This window comes from Parasphingorhabdus sp. SCSIO 66989, from assembly GCF_032852305.1.
Classification (GTDB): Bacteria; Pseudomonadota; Alphaproteobacteria; order Sphingomonadales; family Sphingomonadaceae; genus Alterisphingorhabdus; species Alterisphingorhabdus coralli.
Genome location: NZ_CP136594.1, coordinates 1,817,770 through 1,843,794 on the forward strand (window position 1 = coordinate 1,817,770; position 26,025 = coordinate 1,843,794).

Genomic DNA, 26,025 nt, shown 5'->3' on the forward strand with positions numbered 1-26,025 from the left:
GCGGCAAGGATTAAGCGGATCACGCGCAAAAGCGCGGTTCCATAGAATGTTAGCAGGAGCAAAGACATGACAGTCAAGGTATCGATCAACGGATTTGGGCGCATTGGACGGCTCGTTGCCCGCGCACTTCTGGCCCGCCCGGACAGCGGCCTTGAGCTGGTTTCGATCAACGATCTGGCCGATGCCAAATCCAACGCCCTGCTGTTCAAGCGGGACTCGGTGCACGGCTCTTTTGTCGGAGATGTCCATGATGATGGCGACCATATGGTAGTCAATGGCCATCGCATTCGTGTCACTGCAGAGCGCGATCCAGGCAATTTGCCGCACAAGGAAATGGGTGTTGATATCGTACTGGAATGCACTGGTTTCTTCCAGTCAAAAGAAGCCGCGCAACCGCATATTGATGCTGGCGCGAAGCGGGTATTGATCTCTGCCCCTGCCAAAAATGTTGATAAAACCGTGGTCTATGGCGTCAATCATGACGTCTTGACGTCAGATGACCTTATCGTCTCGAATGCCAGCTGCACCACCAACTGCCTCGCGCCGGTTGCCAAGGTTTGCCACGAGACTGTTGGTATTGAGCGCGGCTTTATGACCACCATTCACAGCTATACCAATGATCAGCGCATTCTCGACCAGATCCACAAGGATATGCGTCGTGCCCGTGGTGCCGCCATGTCGATGATCCCGACCACTACCGGCGCTGCCCGTGCGGTCGGTCTGGTGCTTCCAGAACTGAACGGCAAGCTGGATGGCTCCTCGGTGCGTGTCCCGACACCAAATGTCAGCCTGGTTGATCTGACGTTTACGCCGTCGCGTGATACCAGCGTTGAGGAAATCAACGGCGCGTTGAAGGCTGCTGCGGAAGGCCCGCTTAAAGGTGTTCTGAACTATAGCGAAGAACCTCTTGTATCGATTGACTATAATGGCGACCCGCATAGCTCCAGCATCGATGGTCTGGAAACGGCCGTTATGGAAGGCAAGCTGGTCCGCGTGGTTAGTTGGTATGACAATGAATGGGGCTTCTCCAACCGCATGATCGATACCGCAGGCGTGATGGCGGGCTTGCTGTAAGGCCTCCAGAATAAAGCTTCGGGGGAGGGGATTATGGCTGATTTCAAGACACTCGATGATATCGGTGCTGTTGCCGGGCATCCGGTGCTGGTGCGTGTCGACCTGAATGTGCCGATGGCCGATGGTGTCGTAACCGATGACACAAGGCTACGTGCATTGGTGCCGACAGTGAGTGAGCTCGCCGATAAGGGCGCCAAAGTGCTCCTATTGGCGCATTTCGGTCGTCCCAAAGGGATAGCCAACCCTGAGTATTCGCTCCAGCCCTTAGTAGAGCCCTTAAGCAATGTGCTGGGCCGTCCGGTGGGTTTTCTCGCATCGCCTGAGCGCCATGCCATCGATATTGTCGAGGGTGGTCATATCATCGTTCTGGAAAACAGCCGCTTCTACCCTGGCGAAGAAAAGAATGATGCCGAACTGGCGCATCAAATGGCCAGTTTTGGCGATTTCTACGTCAATGATGCCTTTTCAGCCGCGCATCGTGCCCATGTCACCACCGAAGGACTAGCGCATTTGCTTCCGGCCTTTGCCGGGCGTGCGTTGGAGGCTGAACTAAACGCGCTGGATCAGGCATTGGGCAATCCCGAGCATCCGGTCGCTGCCATTGTCGGTGGTGCCAAGGTCTCCACCAAGCTTGATGTATTGCGCAATCTGGTCGCCAAGGTCGATCATCTGATCATCGGTGGCGGCATGGCCAACACCTTTTTGGCCGCGCAAGGCGTCGATGTTGGCAAATCACTGTGCGAGCATGATCTGGCCGATACCGCCAATGCGATTATGCGGGCTGCCGATAGTGCGGGATGCACCGTACACCTTCCCTATGATGTTGTTGTCGCTAAGGAATTCGCCGCCAACGCACCGAGCCGCAAGGTCAATGTGCATGAGGTCGGCGCGGACGATATGATCCTCGATATTGGTGCGTCGGCAGTCGAGGCGCTGGCGGATGTCCTGAAAACCTGCCGCACATTGGTATGGAACGGTCCTTTGGGCGCGTTTGAAACCCCGCCTTTTGATGCGGCTACCGTCTCTCTGGCGCAGACTGCAGCCGCACTCACTCAGGAAGGCCAGTTGGCCAGCATCGCTGGTGGCGGGGATACTGTGGCCGCGCTTAATCAGGCGGGTGTTGCCGAACAATTCAGCTTCGTCTCGACCGCAGGCGGTGCGTTCCTCGAATGGATGGAAGGTCGCGAATTGCCCGGAGTGGCCGCGCTCAAACAATGATTATCCGCCCGCTCAAGGATGACGACCGTTCGGTGATAGCCGATATTCATGCCTTGAGCTGGCAGCAAAGCTATCGCCAGCAAATGCCTGCGGATTTCCTTGATAACGAACTGCCGGATATCATGCGCAAGCGCTGGCGGGATGCCGAGATCAAAGACAAGGATATCGTCCTGGTCGCCGAGGAAGATGGCAATATTGCGGGCTTTGTCGCAGCATGGGATGGCGAGCCCGTCTATCTCGACAATCTGCATGTGCTGAAAAAGCATCGCTCATCGGGCATTGGTCGCCAGCTTATGGGTGCTACAGCGCGGCAGGCGGTGGAAAACGGGCGCGAGGGCATTGAACTCCATGTTGTGATTGGCAATGACCGGGCCAAGGCGCTGTATCTCGCGATGGGGGGTGAGATTATGGCGGAAGAAGACAAGGTTCTAACAGGGATAACCGTGCCGCATTACCGCATTGGTTGGGCGGATTGCGGGACATTGATTGCAAGAACAGGCATATGAGCGAAGGGGATCACCATGGCTAATGCACAAATGATGGAACAAATGGCAAAGAGCGCCGGATTTATCGCTGCGCTCGACCAGAGTGGTGGCTCCACGCCCAAGGCTTTGCGTGGTTATGGCGTTGCCGAAGATGCCTATAGCAATGATGAGGAAATGTTCGCGCTGATCCATGATATGCGCAGCCGCATTGTTACATCGCCCTGCTTTAATGGCGAGAAGGTTATCGGCGCGATCCTGTTTGAGCGCACCATGGATGGTGATGCCGATGGTACGCCGGTGCCGCAAAAGCTTTGGGAGCGCGGCGTTGTTCCGTTTCTCAAGGTTGATAAGGGTCTGGAAGACGAAGCCGATGGCGTGCAGCTGATGAAGCCGATGCCTGAACTGGATGCGCTGTGCGAACGCGGTGTTTCCAAGGGTATTTTCGGCACCAAGATGCGGTCGGTGATCCATCAGGCGTCACCCAGCGGCATCAAGGCGATTGTTGACCAGCAATTTGCGGTCGCATCGCAAATTGGCAAGCATGGCCTGATGCCGATCATCGAACCGGAAGTGAACATCAAAAGCGAGAGCCGCGCCGAATGTGACGCGATCTTGCATGATGAGCTAAAATCCGCGCTCGATGCTCTGCCCGAAGGCGAGCAGGTTATGCTGAAGCTGTCTATCCCGGCGGAAGCCAATCTCTATTCCGATCTGGTGGCGCATCCCAATGTGTTACGCGTCGTTGCTCTGTCGGGTGGTTTTTCGCGCGATGAGGCGTGCAGCGAACTGACCAAGAACCAAGGTATGATCGCCAGCTTCTCCCGTGCGCTGCTGCAGGATCTGCGTCATGATATGGATGATGGCGGTTTTGATTCAGCGCTGGGCGGCGCGATTGACGAGATTTACGAAGCTTCGGCAACCTGATTGCGGATTACGGCCATGAACGATGCTAAATGGTCAGAGGTTGATAATTATATCACCAATCATCTGATTGGCGATGATCCGGTCCAGCGGCAGGTGCTGGAGCGAAATCGTGAAGCTGGTCTACCACCTATCGATGTTTCGACGCCACAGGGACGGATGCTGGAGCTGCTTATCAAAGGTGTAGGCGGCAAGAATGTGCTGGAGATAGGCACATTGGGCGGCTTCTCGACAATCTGGCTGGCAAGAGGATTGTCTGAAGACGGTCGAGTGGTCAGCCTCGAATTAGAACCTGAATACGCCAAAGTGGCGCGTGAGAATATCGCTTCTGCCGGGGTGCTGCCCAGTGTCGAAGTAAAGATAGGGCAGGCCGCAGACTCCCTTGCAGAACTTGCAGAGAGTGGTAGCCATTTCGATTTCGCCTTTGTCGATGCTGATAAGGAGAACTATCCGGTATATCTCGATTGGTGCTGTCGGTTGGTGCGCTCTGGCGGGATGATCGTGTTCGATAATGTTGTCCGCGAAGGCGAGATACTCAATCCGCAAAGCGCTGATCCCAAGGTTCCGGGAACGCGGCAGCTTTATGAGAAGATAGCCGGTCGCGATGATGTTGAAGCAACAGCTATTCAGACTGTCGGTGAGAAGCACTGGGACGGGTTCTTGCTCGCAATAGTGAAATAGGGCGAATGTCGATGGACAACATTCCACCATGCCAGCTTTATCTGATTTCACCGCTCGACGTGGGTGGCGATTTCCCCCAGCAGCTCGAGGCAGCATTGAAAACCGGCGAGGTCGCTGCGTTTCAGTTCCGGGTGAAAGGGTTGGAGCAGCATGAGGCCGCGCGCCTTGCTGAGCCGTTGCAGGCGATTTGTGCCGAGCATGATTGTGCCTTTATCGTCAACGATGACATTGCACTGGCCAAACGGCTAAATGCCGATGGGGTGCATTTGGGCCAATCCGACGGAACGGTTGCCGAAGCGCGTGAGGCTTTGGGTAAGGATACGCAAATTGGCGTGACCTGCCATGCCAGCCGCGATCTAGGGCTTGATGCAGGCGACGCGGGCGCGGATTATGTTGCCTTTGGCGCGTTTTTTGACAGCCAGACCAAGGACACCCAGCATCGGGCATCGACCGAGCTGATCCAATGGTGGTCATTGATGGTGGAACTGCCCTGTGTCGCTATCGGCGGAATTACGCCCGATAATGCCGGGCCGATTGTGGCTGCGGGTGCCGATTTTCTGGCGGTAAGTGGCGCGGTATGGAATGATCCTGGAGGGCCAGCGGCAGCAGTCGAGCGTTTTGCCGAAACGATTGCCGCCAATCCACCGCCTAGCGTCGATGACTAATCCACAGCGCAGGGTTAGGCGGAGACCGTGCCTTTATTTCTTCGGACGTGCCGTCCCAGCCGCTTCAAATAGCTGGTAAAATCCTCCTCAAATGCGGCGCATTCCGGCACAGGTCTGTCGGCTGGCAATGGCTCGGGCAGGGGCATAGGTGTCGTCTTGCCGAACAATCCCGCTGCCTTGATACTTTTTGCTTTCACTTCCTTTTTCATTTTCGTGTCCCTCAACACCAGCCTTATAGGCCCTTATTCGCTTAACTGTAAAATTATTTAACAGATTCGCGCTGTGATGCATTGCATGAAACGGACATTTATCTCGCATTTGGCAATATTGTCAGGATCGCGGTGCTGGCAGGTCACAAACCTTGCCAATGCCGCATCGGCGCTATAGAGGCGCGCAAATACGCACAAAACAACAGGGCAATGCCCCTATCAGACAGGCAGAAATTTCATGAAAATCAGTGGTGTCGATATCCGCCCCGGTAATATCCTGGAATATGAGAACGGTCTCTGGAAAGTCGCGAAAATCCAGCATACCCAGCCGGGCAAAGGCGGCGCCTATATGCAGGTTGAGATGAAAAACCTGATCGATGGCCGCAAAACCAATGTGCGTTTCCGCTCGGCTGACACGGTGGAGAAGGTGCGGCTGGACACCAAGGACTTTCAGTTTCTCTTCGCTGATGGCGAAATGCTGACCTTTATGGACAAGGAAAATTACGAGCAGATCATGCTGCCGACTGATCTGTTGGGCGATGCAGCGGCTTTTCTTCAGGATGGCATGGACGTGATGCTCGAGTTGTATGAGGAAAAGCCGATCTCTGTGCAGCTTCCCGATCAGGTTGAGGCGGAGATTGTTGAGGCCGATGCTGTGGTTAAAGGCCAGACCGCATCTTCCAGCTATAAGCCCGCCGTGCTCGACAATGGCGTGCGCGTGATGGTGCCGCCGCATATTGAAAGCGGAACGCGTATCGTTGTCGATGTCTATGAACGTACCTATGTCGGCAAAGCCTGAGACCGAGGCAGGGACGTAAGCAATGCCAGCATTATCAGGCCTGATGCGTATCATGGAGCGCGCCGCGCGCAAGGCGGGGACGCGCCTGCGCCGCGACTTTGGCGAAGTGGAGCATTTACAGGTTTCCAAAAAAGGTCCGGCGGACTTTGTTTCCAAGGCCGATCAACGGGCCGAGCGGACTATCTATGATGAGCTGCTTTCAGCGCGGCCCGATTGGGGCTTTGTGCTGGAAGAGGGCGGTATCATCGAAGGCGATCCGACGCGCCCGCGCTGGATTATCGATCCGCTCGATGGCACCATCAATTTTCTCCACGGCATCCCGCATTTCGCGATTTCCATTGCGGCGCAGGAACCCAAGCTGGACGGTTCCGGCTGGGGCGATGTCATTGCCGGGCTGGTTTATCAGCCGCTCACCGATGAAAGCTATTGGGCCGAACGCAATCAGGGTGCCTGGCTGGGCGATCGCAGATTGCGCGTTTCAGCACGCAAGCGTCTCGATGAAGCACTGGTGGCCACTGGCGTTCCGTTTATGGGCCACGGCGATTTTGCTGAATGGTCGCGGATTTTTGGCGCCATCGGCCCGGAAGTCGCAGGCATAAGACGCTATGGCTCCGCTGCTCTTGATCTCGCCTGGCTTGCGGCTGGTCGTTATGACGGCTTTTGGGAAAGCGGACTGAATAGCTGGGACGTCGCTGCTGGAATATTGCTGGTGCGCGAGGCCAAAGGCTTTGTCACCGATTATCGCGGCACGCCCGATGCCATGGGCAAACAGCAGCTATTGGCGGCCAATGACCAGCTACACAGCCGCATGCACAAGATTGTTGCAGGAGCTTTACGCAACGCCTGATTTGCTCCTGATTGTGCGACTGCACCATTTTCGAGCTTTTTGATGCCAATTTACACCGCTTTATGCTACGCAAAGTGGCAGATGGTGCGGTGCAATAATCATTCTTTGACGGGCCTAACCGAAGCCGTTGAACGTAATAGTTTTTCACTATGCATTTGTGATGGCAAAAAAACCGAGTCTATGGCTTGCGATGCGCAACCCTCTCGCTTAGAAGCCCGTCAGTTTAGCGCGCTGCGTAGTACAGATTGATCAAGGTGTTTGTGTGGTCGACCTTATTGAATATCTGCCGATCCTGATTTTTGGCGGAATTGCTGTCGGTATATCCGTCCTTTTCGTCTTTCTGCCCATGGGCGTTTCGCGTTTAACCGGCGTGCATAATCCAACGGTCGACAAACTTACCGAATATGAGTGCGGCTTTCCGGCTTTTGAGGATTCGCGCAGCCAGTTTGATGTGCGCTTCTATCTGGTGGCAATCCTGTTCATTATTTTCGACCTTGAGGCGGCCTATCTCTTCCCCTGGGCGGTGTCGCTTGAGGAAATTGGCTGGGCCGGCTGGCTCACCATGATGGTATTCCTGTTCGAGCTGATTGTGGGCTTTGCCTATGCCTGGAAAGTCGGCGCGCTGGAATGGGAGTAAGGACAGAGCAATGAATGATATTTCCCCCAATGCTCCGCTTGCTGAAAACACTCCGCCGGATGAGGCCTTTTTCAAGGACTTGAATGCCGAGGTGAATGATAAGGGCTTTCTGGTCACTTCGACCGAAGAGCTGTTCCAATGGGCGCGTACCGGCTCTTTATGGTGGATGACCTTCGGACTCGCCTGCTGCGCGGTCGAGATGATCCATGTCAACATGCCGCGCTATGATATGGAGCGCTTTGGCGCTGCGCCGCGCGCTTCACCGCGCCAGTCGGATGTTATGATTGTCGCCGGCACGCTGTGCAACAAGATGGCCCCGGCGATGCGCCGGGTTTATGATCAGATGTCCGATCCGAAATATGTTATTTCGATGGGGTCCTGCGCCAATGGCGGCGGCTATTATCATTATAGCTATTCGGTGGTGCGGGGCTGTGATCGCATTGTCCCGGTGGATATCTATGTGCCGGGTTGCCCGCCAACCGCAGAGGCTCTGCTTTATGGCGTGATGCAGCTACAGCGCAAAATTCGCCGCGTCGGTACGTTGGAGCGGTAATCCATGGCGCATAGTGCACCCCATATCGCGCCGCGTGAAGGCATAGTTGATACGCTCAAGACTAGCCTGGGCGCGCAGCTGATTGATGTGATCGAGGCCAAGGACGAGCTTTCATTGGTTGTGCAGCGCGACGCAGTGGCGGATGTGTTGCAGATTCTGCGTGATGAGCATGATTATCAGCAGCTGATGGAGATTGCCGGGGTTGATTATCCTGATCGCGCCGAACGGTTTGAAGTCTGCTATCATCTGCTCAGCCTGACGCTTAATCATCGCATCCGTATCAAGGTGAGCACCGATGAGGATCATCCGGTTCCCAGCGTGACCCATCTTTGGCCCGTGGCCGGTTGGCTCGAACGCGAGGTGTTTGACCTTTACGGGGTGATATTCAGCGGCAACCCTGATCTGCGCCGTATCCTCACCGATTATGGCTTTAAGGGCCATCCTTTCCGCAAGGATTTCCCGCTGACCGGCTATGTCGAGATGCGCTATTCCGAGGAAGCCAAGCGCGTCATCTATGAACCGGTCGAACTGGCGCAGGATTTCCGCAGCTTTGACTTCACCTCGCCATGGGAAGGCGCAGATTATGTGCTGCCCGGCGATGAGAAGGCCGAGGGCGAGGGGGAAGAGAAGTGATGGTTTTATTCTCCCTCAATACGGTGCCGACTCTTGTTTTTATTCGTCACCCTGAACTTGTTTCAGGGTCTCAGGAGATGCTGAAACAAGTTCAGCATGACGAGGTGCTTTAATGGCGAACTATATCGAAGAAATGCTCGGCGAAGCGAGTGAAGCCGATCCCGAAGTCGGCGATCTGGAAATCCAGAACTACACTATCAATTTCGGCCCGCAGCACCCGGCGGCGCACGGCGTGCTCCGCATGGTAATGGAGCTTGATGGCGAGATTATCGAGCGCGTCGATCCGCATGTCGGCCTTTTGCATCGCGGCACCGAGAAGCTGATCGAGTACAAGACCTATTTGCAAGCGCTACCCTATTTTGACCGGCTCGATTATTGCTCGCCGCTGGCGCAGGAATATAGCTATGTGCTGGCGATCGAGAAGTTGCTCGATCTCGAGGTGCCCGAGCGGGCGCAATATCTGCGTGTGCTGTTTGCCGAGCTGACCCGTATCTGCAACCATATGCTCAATATCGGCGCGCATGTCATGGATGTTGGTGCGATGACACCAAACATCTGGATCTTTGAAATCCGTGAGCAATGCCTGGAATTTTTCGAGCGGGCTTCGGGCGCGCGGATGCACAGTGCCTGGTTCCGCCCCGGTGGCGTGCATCAGGATGTGCCGCTGAAACTGCTCACCGATATTGCTGACTGGCTCGACGAATTCCCCAAGCTGTTCGAAGACGCGATGAGCCTCGTCACCGATAACCGCATCTTCAAGCAGCGCAATGTCGATATCGCCACGGTCAGCAAGGATGATGCGATCAAATGGGGCTTTTCCGGCCCGATGATCCGCGGTTCGGGCATCGCCTGGGACCTGCGCAAATCGCAGCCTTATGATGTTTATGACCGGATGGAATTTGATGTGCCGGTGGGGACACGTGGCGATTGCTATGACCGCTTCATGGTCCGCGTCGAGGAAGTGCGCCAGTCAGCACGGATTATGCGCCAGTGCCTGCAGCAAATGCCCGAAGGCCCGATTGCCTCAACCGACCGCAAGGTCGTACCGCCCAAGCGCGGTGAGATGAAGCAGTCGATGGAAGCGCTGATCCATCACTTCAAGCTCTACACCGAGGGTTTCCATGTGCCCGCTGGCGAAGTCTATGTCGCCACCGAAAGCCCCAAGGGCGAGTTCGGGGTATATCTTGTCGCCGATGGCAGCAACAAACCCTATCGCTGCAAAATCCGTCCGACGGCGTTCTCGCATCTGCAGGCGATGGATTTCATGTGTAAAGGCCATATGCTGCCCGACGCCACCGCCATTCTCGGCGCGATTGACGTTGTATTCGGGGAGTGTGATCGGTGACTGAGAACGTCGAGAATCTGATCCTTGAGCGCCTAAAGCGCATAGACCAGCGTCTTGGCACTATGGAGGGCGACATTCAGGATCTGAAAATTCGTATGACAGCGATGGAAGAGCATATGGCTGGTTTGTTTACGTCCATGGCCGGAGTGCACAGCCGACTTGATCGTTTCGATGAGCGGCTTTCCCGTGTCGAGAAGCGTCTCGACTTGCAGGATGCGAACTGATGGCTGATACTTCCAACATCCCCGATGAAGCCGAAGTCCGCGCCCGCTGGGGTGGTTTCGCCTTTACCGCTGCCAATGACAAGCAAGCCAAGATCATCGTTGCGCGCTATCCTGAAGGGCGTCAGCGCTCGGCGGTGATGCCATTGCTTGATCTGGCGCAGCGTCAGGTCGGTGCTGAAACCGAAACACAAGGCTGGCTGCCTGTTCCGGTGATCGAATATGTCGCCGATTATCTCGATATGCCGTTTATGCGCGCTTATGAGGTCGCGACCTTCTACACCATGTACAATCTCGTGCCGGTCGGCCGTTATCATGTGCAGGTCTGCGGCACCACGCCGTGTATGCTGCGCGGATCGGATGACGTCATGGCCGCGTGCAAGAATAAGGGCATGGTCAAGGGCAAGACCACGCCGGATGGTATGTTCACCCTGACCGAGGTGGAATGCATGGGCAATTGCTCTTCCGCACCGATGTTCCAGATCAATGACGATAATTATGAAGACCTAGACTATGACAGCGCGACCGCCATTCTCGAGGCCCTAGCCAATGGCGAGCAGCCCAAAACCGGCAGCCAGATAGAGGGACGCCAGTCGAGCGAGCCGGAAGGCGGGCCGACAACGCTGAAAGATATGGTGGATGCCAATCACGACTATCGGGGAGAGTGGTGATGGCTGATAATGAGAGCCTTGTGCTGGAAATCCTAAAGCGATTGCAAGCTGATATGGCTGAGATCAAAGAAGATATATCGGATATCAAGCTGCGTGTTACAGCTACCGAAGAACATCTCTCGACTCTGATGATGTCGGTTTCGGGCGTTAATCACCGCCTCGACCGCTTGGAAAAACGCGTAGAGCGTATTGAAAACCGCCTCGATCTTGCGGAGTCTGATCAATGAGCTTCGATTTCCTTCAGGATAAAGATCGCATCTTTACCAATGTCTATGGCTTTCAGAACTGGGGCCTGAAGGCAGCGCAGGCGCGTGGTGATTGGGACAAAACCAAAGACCTGATCGCGCTCGGCAATGACAAGATCATCGACGAGATAAAGGCATCAGGACTACGGGGTCGTGGTGGTGCGGGTTTCCCGACCGGTCTCAAATGGTCATTTATGCCCAAGGAAGCGCCGAAAGACGCCAAGGGCAATCCGCGACCCAGCTTTCTGGTTATAAACGCAGATGAGTCCGAACCGGGCAGCTGCAAGGACCGCGAGATTATCCGCCATGATCCGCATAAGCTGATCGAGGGCGCGCTGGTCGCTGGTTTCGCGATGCGCGCGCGGGCCGCCTATATCTATATTCGCGGCGAATATATCCGCGAGGCGGAAACGCTGCAGGCGGCGGTGGAAGAGGCTTATGCTGCCGGGTTGCTCGGCAAAAATGCGGCAAAATCCGGCTATGATTTCGATGTCTTCGTCCATCGCGGGGCAGGGGCGTATATTTGCGGCGAAGAGACCGCGATGATCGAGAGCCTGGAAGGCAAGAAGGGCCAACCGCGCCTCAAACCGCCCTTCCCGGCAGGCGCAGGGCTTTATGGTTGCCCGACTACGGTTAACAATGTCGAGAGCATCGCCGTGGTGCCGACGATCCTGCGGCGCGGTGCCAGCTGGTTCAACGGTTTTGGGCGCGAGAATAATCACGGCACAAAACTGTTCCAGATTTCCGGCCATGTCGACAAGCCGTGCGTTGTCGAAGAGGCGATGAGCATTCCGTTCAAGGATCTGATCGAAAAGCATTGCGGCGGCATTACCGGCGGATGGGACAATCTGCTGGCGGTCATCCCCGGCGGCTCCTCGGTGCCGCTGATCCCGGCCGAGCAGATTATGGATGCGCCGATGGACTTTGACGGGCTCAAAGACCTCGGTTCGGGCCTTGGTACGGCGGCGGTTATCGTGATGGACAAGTCCACCGATATTATTCAGGCGATCAGCCGCATCAGCTATTTCTACAAGCATGAAAGCTGCGGACAGTGCACCCCGTGTCGTGAGGGCACAGGTTGGATGTGGCGCGTGATGGAAAAAATGCGCACTGGCGATGCCGATATCGGCGATATTGACACGCTGTTTGAAGTCACCAAACAGGTTGAAGGACACACTATCTGCGCCCTAGGCGATGCCGCGGCATGGCCAATTCAGGGCCTGATCCGCCACTTCCGCCCCGAAATGGAACGCCGCATCCGCGAGCGTCAGGGCGGCGGTTCCGATGCAATGATGGAGGCGGCGGAATGAGGGTCGCTTTTTTGCCTGTCGCTGTCGGAATAATGCTGACAACAAGTTCAGTCGCTGCTCAGGAGACGGCAGTTATCGATTTGAATGCGAAGCCAGCGCCTTTCTCTCAGAGCGATTATGACAACCTCCTTGCATGTACTTTGCGTGAGCAGCCGGAAAAAACGCGCCGCTATTCTGAATATCATTTGCTTAGACGTAACAATCAAACCGTCGAAGAGAATGAGGCTGATCCTGACAGTGGATTGATGATGGAAGCCATCGGCGATTGTTTTGAATTTGAAAATGGCAAGCCGATTCCGTTCTCGTTGAACGCTTTGGTTAGTGACTGGGGCAAGGCATATGAGGTGTACGGTCGAAGTGGGATACAAGGAACCATGGTTTTCAAGAATGCCGCGGAGCTTGCTGATTGTGCCGTCCTTTATCACCGGGCGTTGGTGGATGAGATGCTCTCCCTTCCCCGTCCAATGGGAGCAATCCAATATCTTAATGACTTTATGGGTTCGCAATGTCTGACCGAAGGCGCAGTGAAGTTGAACCTAGATGAATTCTATGCGGCGATTGACCAGCAGATCAAAGATGATGGAGCTGCCGAATAATGCCTAAAGTCACCGTAGATGGCGTAGAACTGGAAGTCCCGCAGGGCGCGACTGTGCTGCAGGCTTGTGAGCTTGCAGGCAAGGAAATCCCGCGTTTTTGTTATCATGAGCGCCTGTCCATTGCCGGCAATTGCCGCATGTGTCTGGTCGAGGTGAAACCTGGGCCGCCCAAGCCGCAGGCGAGCTGTGCGCTGCCTGCTGCCGAAGGACAGGAAATCCGCACCGATAGCGAGATGGTCAAGAAGGCGCGCGAAGGCGTGATGGAATTTCTGCTGATCAACCATCCGCTCGACTGCCCGATTTGCGATCAGGGCGGCGAGTGCGATTTGCAGGATCAGGCCATGGCCTATGGTCGCGGATCGACGCGTTATGAAGAGAATAAGCGCGCCGTTACCGAAAAATATATGGGCCCGATCGTCAAGACGATCATGACCCGCTGCATCCACTGCACCCGCTGTGTGCGCTTTGCCGAGGAAGTGGCGGGCGTTGAGGATATCGGCGCGATTGGTCGCGGCGAGAATATGCAGATCACCAGCTATCTTGAACATGCGGTGCAGTCTGAGCTTTCGGGTAACGTGGTTGATCTCTGCCCGGTCGGTGCGCTGACCAGCAAGCCCTATGCTTTCGAGGCGCGTCCTTGGGAGCTGAAAAAAACGCTCGGCATTGATGTCATGGATGCGGTCGGCACCAATGTCCGTTTTGACAGCCGGGGCCGCGAGGTTCTGCGGGTTTTGCCGCGGGTCAATGATGATGTGAATGAGGAATGGGCAACCGACAAGACGCGCTATGCCATTGATGGCCTGATGCGGCGGCGTCTCGATAAGCCCTATATCCGCAAATCCGGCAAGCTGGTTGAAGCAAGCTGGGACGAGGCGTTCAAGGCGATAGCCAAAAAGGCCAAAGATGCCGGCTCTTCGGTCGCGGCGATTGCAGGTGATCTGGTCGATTGCGAAACCATGTTTGCCGCGCGCGAGCTGGTCGGGGCGATGGGCTCTAACTTGCTCGAAGGCCGTCAGACGGGCATGGCCTATGACGTTTCCAATATGGCGGCGGTCAATTTCAATTCCGGTCTGAATGGCATTGAGACCGCTGACGCTATCCTGCTGATTGGCACTAATATCCGCTGGGAAGCACCGCTTGCCAATACCCGCATCCGCAAGGCGATCAAGCGCGGCGCGAAGGTCTTTGCCATTGGTCCCGAGGTTGATTTGACCTATAAGGTTGAGTGGCTGGGCGAGGACCTTAAAGTGCTGAAACGCCTGCCGAAAAAGCTCAGTGATGCGCTGAAAGCGGCGGAGCGTCCGGCGGTGATTGTCGGCGGTGCGGCGCTGGCGATTGATGGCGCGCATGGCGCGGCGCTGAAGCTGGCGGACAAGTTCAACATGGTCCGTGATGACTGGAACGGCTTTAACGTGCTGCATTTCTCCGCCGCGCGTATGGGCGGGCTGATGCTCGGCTATGCGCAGCCCGGTGGTATGGCTGACATTGTTGCGGCCAAACCTAAGCTGACCTTCCTGCTGGGTGCCGATGAGGTCGACTTCACGGCGTTTGAAGACAGCTTCAAGGTGTTTATCGGCCATCATGGTGACAAGGGCGCGCATGCGGCGGATATTATTCTGCCAGCAGCCGCCTATCCCGAGAAAAACGGCACCTATGTCAATCTGGAAGGCCGGGTGCAATTCTCCGACAAGGCGGTGTTCGCCCCGGGTGATGCCCGCGAAGACTGGTCGATCCTGCGTGCGCTTTCCGATGTGCTGGGGCATACCCTGCCATTTAACAGCTTTGCCGAATGTCGCGCGGCGATGGTGGCTGCCGTGCCGGAACTGGCGGAAGAAGGCGTAATCGATTTTGAATGGGCGCCGCCCAAGCTGGACGACAAACCCGAAGGTGCAGTGCGCTATCCGATTGAGGATTTCTACCTCACCAACGCGATTGCCCGGGCGAGCCAGACAATGCAGCGCTGTTCTGCGGAATTGCTCAATGCCGATGATATGCTGGAGGCGGCGGAATGACCGGAACCTCCATCCAACCTAATGTCGTTCCCGCGAAGGCGGGAACCCAGGGCGTAACGCACACGCTCGTTCTTGTTGCTCTGGACCCCCGCTTTCGCGGGGGTGACGGTGAAGGAGTAGTGGCGTGACCGAATTTTTCCAATCCTTCGGCCTCAGCTATGAAGCGGCCTGGTTTATCGCCACCATAGCGGGCATCCTGCTGATCGCGCTGCCGGTGATGCTGGCAGTGGCCTATATCATCTATTTTGACCGTAAGGTTATCGCCGCGATTTCGCTGCGCCGTGGCCCCAATGTGGTCGGGCCTTTCGGCCTGTTGCAGAGCTTTGCTGATGGCCTGAAGGTATTCCTGCAGGAAACCATCATCCCGTCCAGCGCCAATAAGGGCCTGTTCCTGCTGGCGCCGATCATCACCTTTACTGTGGCGCTGATGGCCTGGGCGGTGATCCCGTTCAGCCCGGAAATGGTACTGGCGGATATCAATGTCGGCCTGCTCTATGTGCTGGCGATCAGCTCACTGGGTGTTTACGGCGTGGTGATTTCCGGTTGGGCATCCAATTCGAAATATCCCTTCTTTTCCGCCATGCGCGCCGCGGCGCAGATGATTTCCTATGAGGTTTCGATCGGCTTTGTTCTGATCTGCGTCGTATTATTTGCGGGCACCTTTAATCTCAACGGCATTATCGAGGCGCAGCGCGGCCATGGGCTGGGCTTTGTCAACGCCTATGGGTTCAACCTGCTGCTCTTCCCGATGTGGGTGGTGTTCTTCATCTCCTCACTGGCGGAAACCGCGCGCGCGCCGTTTGACCTGACCGAAGCGGAATCCGAGCTGGTTGCCGGGTATCAGACCGAATATAGCTCAATGAGCTTCGCGCTGTTCTGGCTTGGTGAATATGCCAATATCCTGCTGATGTGCGCGCTCAATGTCATCCTGTTCTGGGGTGGCTGGCTGCCGCCATTCGACTGGGAACCGCTTTATGCGGTGCCGGGCATCATCTGGCTGTTTCTCAAAATGTTCCTCACCTTCTTCCTGTTCTCCTGGATATGGGCGACGGTGCCGCGCTATCGCTATGACCAGTTGATGCGTCTGGGCTGGAAAATCTTCCTGCCGCTGTCGCTGCTGTTCGTGGTGCTGACCAGTGGTTGGGTAATGTACACAAAGGTTGGGTTATGATTCAGACTATCAAAGCCTTTACGCTTTACGAATTTATCCTCGCGCATGCCAAGACGCTGCGTTACTTCTTCAAACCGAAGAAGACGGTGAACTATCCCTATGAGAAGAACCCGATTTCGCCGCGGTTCCGGGGTGAGCATGCGCTGCGTCGTTATCCCAATGGCGAGGAGCGTTGCATTGCCTGCAAGCTGTGCGAGGCGGTGTGTCCGGCACAGGCGATCACCATTGAGGCCGAGCCGCGCGATGATGGGTCACGCCGCACCACGCGCTATGACATCGACATGACCAAGTGCATTTATTGCGGTTTCTGTCAGGAGGCCTGTCCGGTCGACGCCATCGTTGAGGGGCCGAATTTTGAATATGCGACGGAAACGCGCGAGGAACTGATTTACGACAAATACAAGCTGCTGGAGAATGGCGACAAGTGGGAGCGGGCGATTGCCGCAAACCTTGAAGCCGACGCTCCCTATCGTTAAACGCTGCGCAACAGAATCAACCGGCACCATATAGGTGCGCCACTTTCGACTATTACTGCTCTGATAAGACCTTGCCTCGGGCCGGGTCCGGGGCCCACAGGGATCAGGATTTGATACAGATATTTGCCTTCTACCTGTTTGCTGCGATCCTGATTGCCTCCGGGGCATTCGTCATCCTGTCGCGCAACCCGGTGCATAGTGTATTGTGGCTGATTATGGCGTTCTTCAACGCTGCTGGCCTGATGATTTTGGTCGGTGCCGAGCTGATCGCCATGCTGCTGGTGATTGTCTATGTCGGCGCGGTGGCGGTGCTGTTCCTGTTTGTCGTGATGATGCTCGACATTGATTTTGCCGAACTGCGCGCAGGTTTTATCAAAAATGTGCCGCTTGGACTGGCACTGGCCTTTTTGTTCCTGGCCGAGTTGATCCTTGGCATTGGTGCCTATCAGGCGGGTAGTGTCACTCTGGCCGATAGTGCGGTTAATCCGGCTCGTGATGGCGCAACCAACACCCAGGCTGTTGGCGAACTGCTCTACGGCAAATATCCATTCCTGTTTGAAGCGGCGGGCGTAATCCTGCTGGTCGCTATGGTCGGCGCGATTGTGTTGACCCTGCGTCAGCGCGCCGGCGTGCGGCCGCAAAATGTTGCGCGTCAGGTCAGCCGTCGCCCGGAAGAAGCGGTCCGCAATACCCAGCCCGAAGTCGGCAAGGGGGTATCGCTATGATCGGCATTGAACATTATCTCGTCGTCAGCTCCATCCTTTTCGTAATGGGCGTTCTCGGCATCTTCCTCAATCGCAAAAATGTGATCGTCATCCTGCTGTCGATCGAGCTGATCTTGCTGGCATGCAATATCAACCTCGTCGCCTTCAGCGCCTTTCTCGGCGATATGACCGGGCAGGTTTTCGCCATGTTCGTGCTGACCGTATCGGCGGGGGAGGCGGCTATTGGCCTCGCCATTCTCGTTATCTATTTCCGCAAACGCGGCACCATCGCTGTTGATGATGTCAACCGGATGAAGGGCTGAACCTCGTGGACATTCAGTTGATCGTCTTCCTGCCGCTTATCGCGGCCATTATCGCAGGGCTGGGCAACCGGGCCATTGGCAATATTCCCGCAAAGGTGGTGACGACAGGCGCACTGCTGGTCTCCTGTGCGCTCAGTTGGCCGATCTTTATCGGCTTTCTCACCGGCGATGCCGGAGCGTATGTCGCGCCGGTACTGACATGGGTTTCTTCGGGCGCGCTGCAATTTGACTGGGCGCTGCGCGTCGACACTATGACCGCAGTGATGCTGGTTGTGGTCACCAGCGTTTCCTCATTGGTGCACCTCTATAGCTGGGGCTATATGGAGGAAGACCCGGATCAGCCGCGTTTCTTCGCCTATTTGTCGCTGTTCACCTTTGCCATGCTGATGCTGGTGACGGCGGATAATCTGGTGCAGATGTTCTTTGGCTGGGAAGGCGTGGGTCTGGCGTCGTATCTGCTGATCGGCTTCTGGTTCAAAAAGCCCAGCGCCAATGCCGCCGCGATCAAGGCTTTCGTCGTCAACCGTGTCGGCGATTTGGGCTTTATGCTCGGCATTTTCGGCACCTTTCTGGTGTTCCAGACGGTGTCTATCCCGGAAATTCTCGAGGCCGCGCCTGCTATGGCAGGCTCAACCATCGGTTTCCTCGGCTATCGTCTCGATACGATGACAGTGCTGTGCCTGTTGCTGTTTGTCGGCGCGATGGGCAAATCGGCACAGCTTGGCCTGCACACCTGGCTGCCCGACGCGATGGAAGGCCCGACGCCGGTGTCGGCTTTGATCCATGCCGCGACCATGGTGACCGCGGGCGTCTTCATGGTCTGCCGCCTGTCGCCGATGTTTGAGGCCAGCGATGTTGCTCTGACAGTTGTGACGGTTATCGGCGCTTGCACCGCGATCTTTGCCGCTACAGTCGGTCTGGTGCAGACCGATATCAAGCGGGTGATCGCCTATTCGACCTGCTCACAGCTCGGCTATATGTTCTTCGCTGCAGGCGTTGGTGCTTACAATGTCGCGATGTTCCACCTGTTCACCCACGCTTTCTTCAAGGCGCTACTATTCCTCGGCGCCGGTTCAGTGATCCATGCGATGCACCATGAGCAAGACATGCGTTACTATGGTGGCCTGCGCAAACATATCCCGATCACCTTCTGGGCGATGATGGCGGGCACGCTCGCAATTACCGGTGTTGGTGTGTACTGGCTGCACGCAGGCTTTGCCGGGTTCCACTCCAAGGATGCGATTATCGAAGCCGCCTTTGCCAGCGGCACCGGGGCAGGGCAGTTTGCCTTCTGGATCGGTGTTTCCGCAGCGCTTCTCACCAGCTTCTATAGCTGGCGTCTGATGTTCCTGACTTTCTGGGGCACGCCGCGCTGGATCCAGTCCGAGCATATTCAGCACAGCGTCCACAAAACGCCAGAAGAAGCAGGCGCGGATCAGACCGGCGGCTATCATCCGCATGAAAGTCCCTGGGTGATGTTGCTGCCGCTTTTGGTGCTGTCCGTGGGCGCGGTGTTTGCCGGTTATGTGTTCAGCCATGCCTTTATCGAGGAGGGCGCGTTCTGGAACGGTTCGCTCGCCTATAATGCCGGGCTGATGCACGATATGCATGAGGTTCCGCTTTGGGTGAAACTCTCGGCAACCATTGCGATGCTGATCGGCCTCGCCACCGCTTACTGGATGTATATGACAGGCGAGGGCAAGGCCGAAGCTTTGGCCAGCCGGATGCGCGGGCTTTACAACTTCCTGCTCAACAAATGGTATTTTGATGAGCTGTACGACCTGATCTTTGTCCGCCCTGCCTTTGCGCTTGGCCGTTTGTTCTGGAAAGCGGGCGATCAGGGCACGATTGACCGTTTCGGCCCCAATGGCGCCGCCAGTGTGGTCAGCATGGGCAGCCGCATGGTGGTCAAAATGCAATCGGGATATCTCTACAGCTATGCGCTGGTGATGCTGCTCGGCCTTGTTGCCGCAATCAGCTGGGTGATGGTGAACTGACATGAATGATCTCGGCTTCCCCATTCTCTCGCTGATGCTGGCTGTCCCGGCCATTGCTGCGGTCATTTGCCTCTATGTGCCTGCCTCGACCGCGCGCATGGTGGCGCTGCTGGCGACGCTGGCTGATCTGCTTCTCGGCGTCATCTTGTGGATGAACTTCGATATTGGCGGCGCGCAATGGCAGTTTGTTGAGAGTGCACCGCTGTTCGACCGCTTTAGCTGGGCGCTCGGCATTGATGGTATCTCGCTGATGCTGATCATGCTCTCGGTCTTTCTGATGCCCATCTGTATCGGCGCGAGCTGGCAGGCGATCCAGAGCCGTGTCGGTGAATATATGGCGGCCTTCCTGTTGATGGAGGTGCTGATGATCGGCGTCTTCGCGGCGCAGGATATCTTCCTGTTCTACATCTTCTTCGAGGCAGGCCTGATCCCGATGTATCTCATCATCGGCATATGGGGCGGCGATAACCGCATCTACGCTTCGTATAAATTTTTCCTCTATACGCTGCTCGGATCGGTGTTGATGCTGATTGCCATGTTCTGGATGGTCAATGAAGCGGGTACGACCGATATTCCGACGCTGCTCAACTATGACTTCCCGGTCGCAGCGCAGACCTGGCTGTGGCTGGCCTTCTTCGCCAGCTTTGCAGTGAAAATGCCGATGTGGCCGGTGCATACTTGGCTCCCCGACGCGCACGTTCAGGCGCCAACGGCGGGTTCAGTTATCCTTGCAGGTGTCTTGCTGAAACTTGGCGGTTATGGCTTTATCCGCTTCTCGCTGCCGATGTTCCCCGAAGCCTCGGCGGAATTCATCTGGCTGATCTTCGGACTGTCGATGGTCGCGGTGGTTTACACCTCGCTGGTCGCGCTGGTGCAGCATGATATGAAGAAGCTGATCGCCTATAGCTCGGTCGCGCATATGGCGATTGTGACTATCGGGCTATTCGCGTTTAACCGTCAGGGTCTTGAGGGCGCGATGGTGGTGATGCTGAGCCACGGCCTTGTTTCCGGTGCGCTGTTCCTCTGCGTCGGCGTTATCTATGACCGTCTGCATACGCGGGAGATTGACCGCTATGGCGGCCTGTCGATCAACATGCCGCGCTATGCGATCTTGTTCCTGCTGTTCACCATGGCGAGCATCGGCCTGCCGGGCACCAGCGGCTTTGTTGGGGAATTCCTGTCGCTGCTCGGCGTTTATGAAGTGTCCAGCCTTGTCGCGCTGGTGTGCACCACCGGTATTATTCTCGGCGCGGGCTATATGCTCTATCTTTATCGCCGCATTGCCTATGGCGATCTCACCAAAGATGATGTGAAAGCCATGCCGGACCTGTCAGCGCGCGAAATGGCGCTGCTGGCGCCAATTGCTGCGGTGGTTCTCTGGATGGGGGTTTATCCCGAGAGCTTCCTTGCGCCGATGCGCAATGACATCACCACATTGGAGGCGCGCATTGCCCGGGCCAAGCCTGAGGGTGATGCGCAGCTGGTGATGGGCGCGGCACCGGCCAAAGCAGCCGAGGACCATGGTGATACGCATCATGGTGAAGAAGGGGCGCATTGATGAACTATTCGCTTTGGTTCCAGCTTATTGCGCCGGAACTTATTCTTTCTGTTTCCAGTCTGGCGCTGCTGCTTTTCGTTGCCTTTGGTGGTGAGCGGGTAACCAAATTGGTCAGCATCCTGTCGGTGACTGCTTTGGTTGCGTCGTCGGCGGTTGCGCTCGATTTCCTTACCGGTGACGGCTTTTCCGAAGGCGCTGATGCGTTTTACGGCCAGTATCGCATGGACCGTTTCGGCTCGCTGATGAAACTGCTGATCTATGGCGCGGCGATTGTGACCCTGATTGTCTCCCCACGCTGGATGGAAGCGCGCAAGGCAATGCGCGGCGAATATCCGCTGCTGGTGGTCTTTGCCGCTATCGGCATGGGCATGATGGTGTCATCGGTCGACCTACTGACCGTCTATATCGGCCTCGAACTCAACAGCCTTGCCGCCTATGTCCTCGCCAGTATCGCGCGGCAGGATGAGCGCTCGAGCGAGGCGGGTCTCAAATATTTCGTCCTCGGCGCGCTTGCCAGCGGTATTTTGCTGTTCGGTATGTCGCTGCTCTACGGCTTTACCGGCACCACCAGCTTTATCGGTATCCAACAGGCTATGAGCGATGGCATAAGTAACGGCGCGCTATTCGGTCTGGTCTTCGTGCTGGCTGGTCTGGCGTTCAAGATCAGCGCCGTGCCGTTCCATATGTGGACGCCCGATGTCTATGAAGGTGCGCCGACGCCGGTCACCACCTTCTTCGCCAGCGCCCCCAAAGTCGCCGCCATCGCGCTGACCATGCGGATGCTCGCCGAAGCCTTTGGCGGCATGGGCGAGGTCTGGCAGCAGATCATCATCTTTGTGGCGCTGGGCTCGATTGTTCTTGGTGCCGCCGGTGCTATTGGACAAGCCAATATCAAGCGCCTGCTTGCCTACAGCTCGATCAACAATGTCGGCTTTATATTGATCGGCTTGGCCACCGCCACAGAAGCCGGCGCGAGCGGCGCGATTGTCTATCTGCTTATCTATGTCGCAATGACGCTAGGCTCTTTCCTCTGCGTGCTCGAATTGCAGGACAAGGAAGGTCGCGCGGTGGAATTGCTGCCCAATATTGCCGGCCTCTCCAAAACGCGTCCTGGACTCGCTGCGGCTTTGGCGATGTTTATGTTCTCGCTCGCCGGTATCCCGCCACTTTACGGCTTTTACGGCAAGTTTCTGGTGTTTGATGCGGCGGTGCAGGCGGACCTGTTGCCCTTGGCAGCATTGGGTATCGCCGCCTCGGTTATCGGTGCCTTCTACTATCTCAAGGTCATCAAGGTGATGTATTTTGATGAGCCTGCCGATGTCGTAGCTACCGATCGCATTGCGCCCGAGCGTATGATCATCATAACGCTGCTTGCTGCGTTTATCTCGCCGCTCGGCTATCTGCTCAGCGGAGTTATCGGCTATTATGCTGATGATGCGGCGCGCGCCTTGTTCTGGGCGCTATAATATCGCCCATTCTATCGAAACGGTTGCGATAACCGCATCGACCAATGCCGATCTTCTGCTGCGCGCACAACAAGGTGCGCCGGAAGGCACTTGGCTGCGCGCCGAGCAGCAACAGGCAGGGCGCGGACGGTTGCAGCGCAATTGGGCCAGCCCACCGGGAAATCTCTATATCAGCACCATAGTTCGGCTCAGGCACGATGACCCGCCGCCAGCGACATTGGCGCTGGTCGCGGGGCTCGCTTTTCATGCAACGGCGGCACACTGGTTCGGCAATGCTGCGCCGATGCTCAAATGGCCGAACGATCTGTTGGTCAATGGCGCCAAGCTGGGCGGGATATTGCTCGAGCGCACCGGTGATGCGGTGGTCGCAGGCTTGGGCATGAATATCACCAGTGCGCCCGATCTCCCGGATCGCGAGACAATAGCGTTGCATGACATGAAAGGCGGCAAAACCGCCACCGCAGAAGCGGTCGCCGAAAAACTCGCAACAAGCTTCGCCGCTACGCTGAATCTCTGGCGTGATCCGCAGCGTGGATTAGGAGCCATCATCCAGGAATGGGAGAATTGCGCCCATTCACGTGGAACAGCACTGTCTGTCACCGGCGCTGATGGTAAAAAGCTTGGCGGAACATTTGACGGATTGGCCCCTGACGGGGCATTACGTTTGCGCGACGGGCACGGGACTGTCCATATGGTCAATGCAGGCGATGTCGACCTGCTGGTTCAGACAGGAAATGATTGATGCTGCTGGCAATTGATGTGGGCAATACAAATGCGGTGTTCGCCATTTATGACGACATGGAACAGAAAACCCGCTGGCGTATTTCTACTGATCCGCGACGCACGGCGGATGAATATGCGGTCTGGTTGCAGCAACTGTTTGAGCTTGAGGGCTTTGACCGCTCTGCCGTCAAACAGGTGATTATCTCCACTGTTGTGCCGCGTGCGCTGCATAATCTGTCGCTGCTGTCGCAGAAATATTTTGAGCTTAAGCCGCTGATTGCGGGCAAGGGACCGACCGAATGGGGCATTGAGGTTGATGTCGACCAACCGGAATCGCTGGGTGCTGATCGTGCGGTCAATGCGATTGGCGCGCATAGGCGGCATGAGGGCGATCTGATCGTTATTGATTTCGGTACCGCCACCACGCTCGACTTTATTGACTATACCGGTGCCTATAAGGGTGGCATTATCGCGCCGGGCATCAATCTGTCACTAGACGCATTGGTCAACGCCGCAGCGAAATTACCGCGTATCGCGATTGAGGCGCCGGATAGGAGCAATGGCAATGTGCTTGGTCGCAATACCGAAGATCAGATGCATATCGGTGTCTTCTGGGGCTATGTCGGGCTTATGGAAGGGCTTATTGCCAGGATGAAAGCGCAGATCGGCCGTCCGGCTAAGGTTATCGCCACTGGCGGCCTGGCTGTACTGTTTGACGAACATACCGATATTTTTGATTCCATAGAGCCGGACTTGACCATGTACGGTCTGGCGCTGCTCGCGGCGAGAGTCGCAGACTGACGAGAATTTTATGAAACCCAAAGACGAATTACTGTTCCTGGCCCTTGGCGGTTCAGGCGAAATTGGCATGAACGCCAATCTTTACGGCTGTCAGGGCAAATGGGTCATGGCCGATCTGGGCATGACCTTTTCCGGCGGTGACTATCCCGGCGTGGATCTGGTCTTTCCGGACCTTGAGTTTATCGAGGAGCGTGAAGAGGACCTGCTCGCCATTGTCCTGACCCATGGCCATGAGGACCATATCGGTGCCTTGCCCTATCTGGCCGGCGATCTCGGCGTGCCGCTCTATGCCACCGCTTTCACAGCCGGACTGATCGCGCGTAAGCTCGAAGAGGCGGGCCTCAAGGATGAGCTCGACCTGCATATTATCGAGGAAAATACCGATTTCGCCATTGGTCCGTTCAGCTTCCGCTATGTGCCGCTGGCGCACAGTATTGCCGAGGGCAATGCGCTGCTGATCGACACGCCGCATGGCAAGATATTCCATACTGGCGACTGGAAACTGGATGATGAGCCGCTAATCGGCACGCCATCAACCGAGGCTGAACTGCGCGCTATCGGTGATGCGGGTGTGCTCGCCATGGTGTGCGATTCCACCAATGTTTTCAATCCGAACGCTTCGGGTTCGGAAGGCGATGTGCGGCGCGAGCTGTCTGACCTGATTGCCGGGATTAAGGGCAGGGTGGTGGTTACCACCTTTGCCTCCAATGTCGCACGCATGGACACGTTGGGCCAGATTGCGAAAGAGACAAAGCGGACGGTGAGTCTGGCGGGGCGATCACTCCACCGCATTCTCGAAAATGCACAAGCCAATGGCTATTTGATGGACTTCCCGGAAACCATTGATTTTCGCGATGTTGACAGCCTCGACCGCAGCCAAACCATGGTTATCGCAACCGGTGGGCAGGGTGAGACCAACGCGGCGCTGGCGCGCATGGCTTCGGACAGCCATCCGATCAAACTCAGCGCGGGTGATACTGTTATCTTCTCAACCAAGGAAATTCCCGGCAATGAGAAGTCCATTGGCTATCTGATCAACAATCTGGTGGCCAAGGGCGTCAACATCATAACCGAAAAGCAGTTTCATATCCATGTTTCCGGCCATCCCGGAAAGCCCGAGCTGGCGGCTATGTATGATTGGATACAGCCGGAGATATTGGTACCGGTCCATGGCGAGTTGCGGCATATGACCGAACAAGCGCGCTTTGGTGAAGAGTGTGGCATTGCCAAAACCGTTGTGCAGACCAATGGCGATATGATCCGCCTGGCGCCCGGTGATCCAGAGCGTGTGGATCAGGTACGCAGTGGTCGGCTTATTCTTGATGGTGATGTCATCCTGCCCGCCGATGGGCAGACGATGAACCAGCGCAGGAAAATTGCGTATAACGGAACCATCAGTGTTGCCATCGCGTTGGATGAGCAAAATCGACGCGTGGGCAATGTCGAGATCATGCCTTTTGGCGTTCCTCTGGATGAAGATGAAGATCTGTTCCTCGAGGAAGCCGATGAGGCGGTTCAAAAACTGTTCAGTCGCAAGGGTGTAGCCAAAACTGGCGATATAAACATATTGCGTGAGGACATCCGTCTAGCGGTGCGCCGCGTGGCAACGCGCTGGACGGGGAAAAAGCCAGTTGTCAAAGTGCTCATTGTCGAGCAAGGCTAGGCTAGGAAGAGGGAGCAGAGC

At 56.2% G+C, this 26,025-nt stretch carries 28 protein-coding genes and 1 pseudogene; 28 read left to right on the top strand and 1 reads right to left on the bottom strand.

Annotated elements, in window-relative coordinates:
* Window positions 1-66: 66 nt before the first annotated feature.
* The 6 genes from gap to thiE are packed head-to-tail and all read left to right on the top strand — an operon-like array spanning window position 67 to window position 5,044.
* A complete protein-coding gene (gene gap, locus RB602_RS08520; protein WP_317080135.1) occupies window positions 67-1,074 on the top strand; it encodes a type I glyceraldehyde-3-phosphate dehydrogenase in 1,008 nt (335 codons plus the stop codon).
* Window positions 1,075-1,107: 33 nt separating this feature from the next.
* Window positions 1,108-2,292 (top strand): phosphoglycerate kinase, encoded by a 1,185-nt coding sequence (locus RB602_RS08525; RefSeq protein WP_317080136.1) that lies wholly within the window; start codon window positions 1,108-1,110, stop codon window positions 2,290-2,292.
* On the top strand, window positions 2,289-2,798 hold the full coding sequence (locus RB602_RS08530; protein WP_317080137.1) for a GNAT family N-acetyltransferase: 510 nt from the start codon (window positions 2,289-2,291) through the stop codon (window positions 2,796-2,798). The genes RB602_RS08525 and RB602_RS08530 overlap by 4 nt, the downstream gene beginning before the upstream one ends.
* Before the next feature lie 15 nt (window positions 2,799-2,813).
* The gene (locus RB602_RS08535) at window positions 2,814-3,701 is read left to right on the top strand and encodes a fructose bisphosphate aldolase (RefSeq protein WP_317080138.1); all 888 of its coding nucleotides are present in this window, start codon (window positions 2,814-2,816) and stop codon (window positions 3,699-3,701) included.
* A gap of 15 nt (window positions 3,702-3,716) precedes the next feature.
* On the top strand, window positions 3,717-4,379 hold the full coding sequence (locus tag RB602_RS08540) for an O-methyltransferase (protein ID WP_317080139.1): 663 nt from the start codon (window positions 3,717-3,719) through the stop codon (window positions 4,377-4,379).
* An 11-nt stretch (window positions 4,380-4,390) separates the two neighbouring features.
* Window positions 4,391-5,044, top strand: a complete 654-nt coding sequence (gene thiE / locus RB602_RS08545) for a thiamine phosphate synthase (protein WP_406568341.1) — start codon at window positions 4,391-4,393, stop codon at window positions 5,042-5,044.
* Between the two features lie 14 nt (window positions 5,045-5,058).
* On the opposite strand, the gene RB602_RS08550 is transcribed toward thiE, so the two are convergent.
* Window positions 5,059-5,253 (bottom strand): hypothetical protein, encoded by a 195-nt coding sequence (locus tag RB602_RS08550; RefSeq protein WP_317080141.1) that lies wholly within the window; start codon window positions 5,251-5,253, stop codon window positions 5,059-5,061.
* 238 nt (window positions 5,254-5,491) lie between these two features.
* Between RB602_RS08550 and efp the strand changes: the two genes are divergently transcribed.
* The 22 genes and pseudogenes from efp (at window position 5,492) to RB602_RS08660 (ending at window position 26,004) form a co-directional block, all read left to right on the top strand.
* A complete protein-coding gene (gene efp / locus RB602_RS08555; protein ID WP_317080142.1) occupies window positions 5,492-6,052 on the top strand; it encodes an elongation factor P in 561 nt (186 codons plus the stop codon).
* Between the two features lie 22 nt (window positions 6,053-6,074).
* A complete protein-coding gene (locus RB602_RS08560) occupies window positions 6,075-6,899 on the top strand; it encodes an inositol monophosphatase family protein (RefSeq protein WP_317080143.1) in 825 nt (274 codons plus the stop codon).
* A 262-nt stretch (window positions 6,900-7,161) separates the two neighbouring features.
* Complete coding sequence (gene ndhC, locus RB602_RS08565; protein WP_317080144.1) at window positions 7,162-7,536, top strand: NADH-quinone oxidoreductase subunit A; 375 nt, start codon at window positions 7,162-7,164, stop codon at window positions 7,534-7,536.
* Window positions 7,537-7,546: 10 nt separating this feature from the next.
* Window positions 7,547-8,089 carry a NuoB/complex I 20 kDa subunit family protein gene (locus tag RB602_RS08570; protein WP_317080145.1) on the top strand — a complete coding sequence of 181 codons (543 nt, stop codon included), beginning with the start codon at window positions 7,547-7,549 and terminating at the stop codon, window positions 8,087-8,089.
* A gap of 3 nt (window positions 8,090-8,092) precedes the next feature.
* Window positions 8,093-8,698, top strand: a pseudogene (locus RB602_RS08575) (NADH-quinone oxidoreductase subunit C); the annotation flags it as partial.
* 136 nt (window positions 8,699-8,834) lie between these two features.
* Entirely contained in the window at window positions 8,835-10,067 is a 1,233-nt protein-coding gene (locus RB602_RS08580) for an NADH-quinone oxidoreductase subunit D (RefSeq protein WP_317080146.1), read from the top strand.
* Window positions 10,064-10,291 (top strand): hypothetical protein, encoded by a 228-nt coding sequence (locus RB602_RS08585; RefSeq protein WP_317080147.1) that lies wholly within the window; start codon window positions 10,064-10,066, stop codon window positions 10,289-10,291. Before RB602_RS08580 ends, RB602_RS08585 begins: the two co-directional genes overlap by 4 nt.
* Window positions 10,291-10,959, top strand: coding sequence for a complex I 24 kDa subunit family protein (locus tag RB602_RS08590; protein ID WP_317080148.1), 669 nt, complete (start codon window positions 10,291-10,293; stop codon window positions 10,957-10,959). The genes RB602_RS08585 and RB602_RS08590 overlap by 1 nt, the downstream gene beginning before the upstream one ends.
* Window positions 10,959-11,186 (top strand): hypothetical protein, encoded by a 228-nt coding sequence (locus RB602_RS08595; RefSeq protein WP_317080149.1) that lies wholly within the window; start codon window positions 10,959-10,961, stop codon window positions 11,184-11,186. The genes RB602_RS08590 and RB602_RS08595 overlap by 1 nt, the downstream gene beginning before the upstream one ends.
* The gene (nuoF, locus tag RB602_RS08600) at window positions 11,183-12,514 is read left to right on the top strand and encodes an NADH-quinone oxidoreductase subunit NuoF (protein WP_317080150.1); all 1,332 of its coding nucleotides are present in this window, start codon (window positions 11,183-11,185) and stop codon (window positions 12,512-12,514) included. The genes RB602_RS08595 and nuoF overlap by 4 nt, the downstream gene beginning before the upstream one ends.
* A complete protein-coding gene (locus tag RB602_RS08605) occupies window positions 12,511-13,110 on the top strand; it encodes a hypothetical protein (protein ID WP_317080151.1) in 600 nt (199 codons plus the stop codon). Before nuoF ends, RB602_RS08605 begins: the two co-directional genes overlap by 4 nt.
* The gene (gene nuoG, locus RB602_RS08610) at window positions 13,110-15,122 is read left to right on the top strand and encodes an NADH-quinone oxidoreductase subunit NuoG (protein ID WP_317080152.1); all 2,013 of its coding nucleotides are present in this window, start codon (window positions 13,110-13,112) and stop codon (window positions 15,120-15,122) included. Before RB602_RS08605 ends, nuoG begins: the two co-directional genes overlap by 1 nt.
* A 124-nt stretch (window positions 15,123-15,246) precedes the next feature.
* Complete coding sequence (gene nuoH / locus RB602_RS08615) at window positions 15,247-16,293, top strand: NADH-quinone oxidoreductase subunit NuoH (RefSeq protein ID WP_317080153.1); 1,047 nt, start codon at window positions 15,247-15,249, stop codon at window positions 16,291-16,293.
* The gene (nuoI, locus tag RB602_RS08620) at window positions 16,290-16,769 is read left to right on the top strand and encodes an NADH-quinone oxidoreductase subunit NuoI (RefSeq protein ID WP_317080154.1); all 480 of its coding nucleotides are present in this window, start codon (window positions 16,290-16,292) and stop codon (window positions 16,767-16,769) included. The genes nuoH and nuoI overlap by 4 nt, the downstream gene beginning before the upstream one ends.
* Before the next feature lie 110 nt (window positions 16,770-16,879).
* Window positions 16,880-17,494: an NADH-quinone oxidoreductase subunit J gene (locus RB602_RS08625; RefSeq protein WP_317080155.1), complete on the top strand. Its 615-nt coding sequence runs from the start codon at window positions 16,880-16,882 to the stop codon at window positions 17,492-17,494.
* On the top strand, window positions 17,491-17,796 hold the full coding sequence (gene nuoK / locus RB602_RS08630; protein WP_317080156.1) for an NADH-quinone oxidoreductase subunit NuoK: 306 nt from the start codon (window positions 17,491-17,493) through the stop codon (window positions 17,794-17,796). The genes RB602_RS08625 and nuoK overlap by 4 nt, the downstream gene beginning before the upstream one ends.
* 5 nt (window positions 17,797-17,801) lie before the next feature.
* Complete coding sequence (gene nuoL / locus RB602_RS08635) at window positions 17,802-19,793, top strand: NADH-quinone oxidoreductase subunit L (RefSeq protein ID WP_317080157.1); 1,992 nt, start codon at window positions 17,802-17,804, stop codon at window positions 19,791-19,793.
* Between the two features lies 1 nt (window position 19,794).
* A complete protein-coding gene (locus RB602_RS08640) occupies window positions 19,795-21,351 on the top strand; it encodes an NADH-quinone oxidoreductase subunit M (RefSeq protein ID WP_317080158.1) in 1,557 nt (518 codons plus the stop codon).
* Entirely contained in the window at window positions 21,351-22,817 is a 1,467-nt protein-coding gene (gene nuoN, locus RB602_RS08645) for an NADH-quinone oxidoreductase subunit NuoN (RefSeq protein WP_317080159.1), read from the top strand. Before RB602_RS08640 ends, nuoN begins: the two co-directional genes overlap by 1 nt.
* On the top strand, window positions 22,777-23,559 hold the full coding sequence (locus RB602_RS08650; RefSeq protein WP_317080160.1) for a biotin--[acetyl-CoA-carboxylase] ligase: 783 nt from the start codon (window positions 22,777-22,779) through the stop codon (window positions 23,557-23,559). Before nuoN ends, RB602_RS08650 begins: the two co-directional genes overlap by 41 nt.
* Window positions 23,559-24,341: a type III pantothenate kinase gene (locus RB602_RS08655; protein ID WP_317080161.1), complete on the top strand. Its 783-nt coding sequence runs from the start codon at window positions 23,559-23,561 to the stop codon at window positions 24,339-24,341. Before RB602_RS08650 ends, RB602_RS08655 begins: the two co-directional genes overlap by 1 nt.
* 10 nt (window positions 24,342-24,351) lie before the next feature.
* Window positions 24,352-26,004, top strand: a complete 1,653-nt coding sequence (locus RB602_RS08660) for a ribonuclease J (RefSeq protein WP_317080162.1) — start codon at window positions 24,352-24,354, stop codon at window positions 26,002-26,004.
* Window positions 26,005-26,025 lie beyond the last annotated feature (21 nt).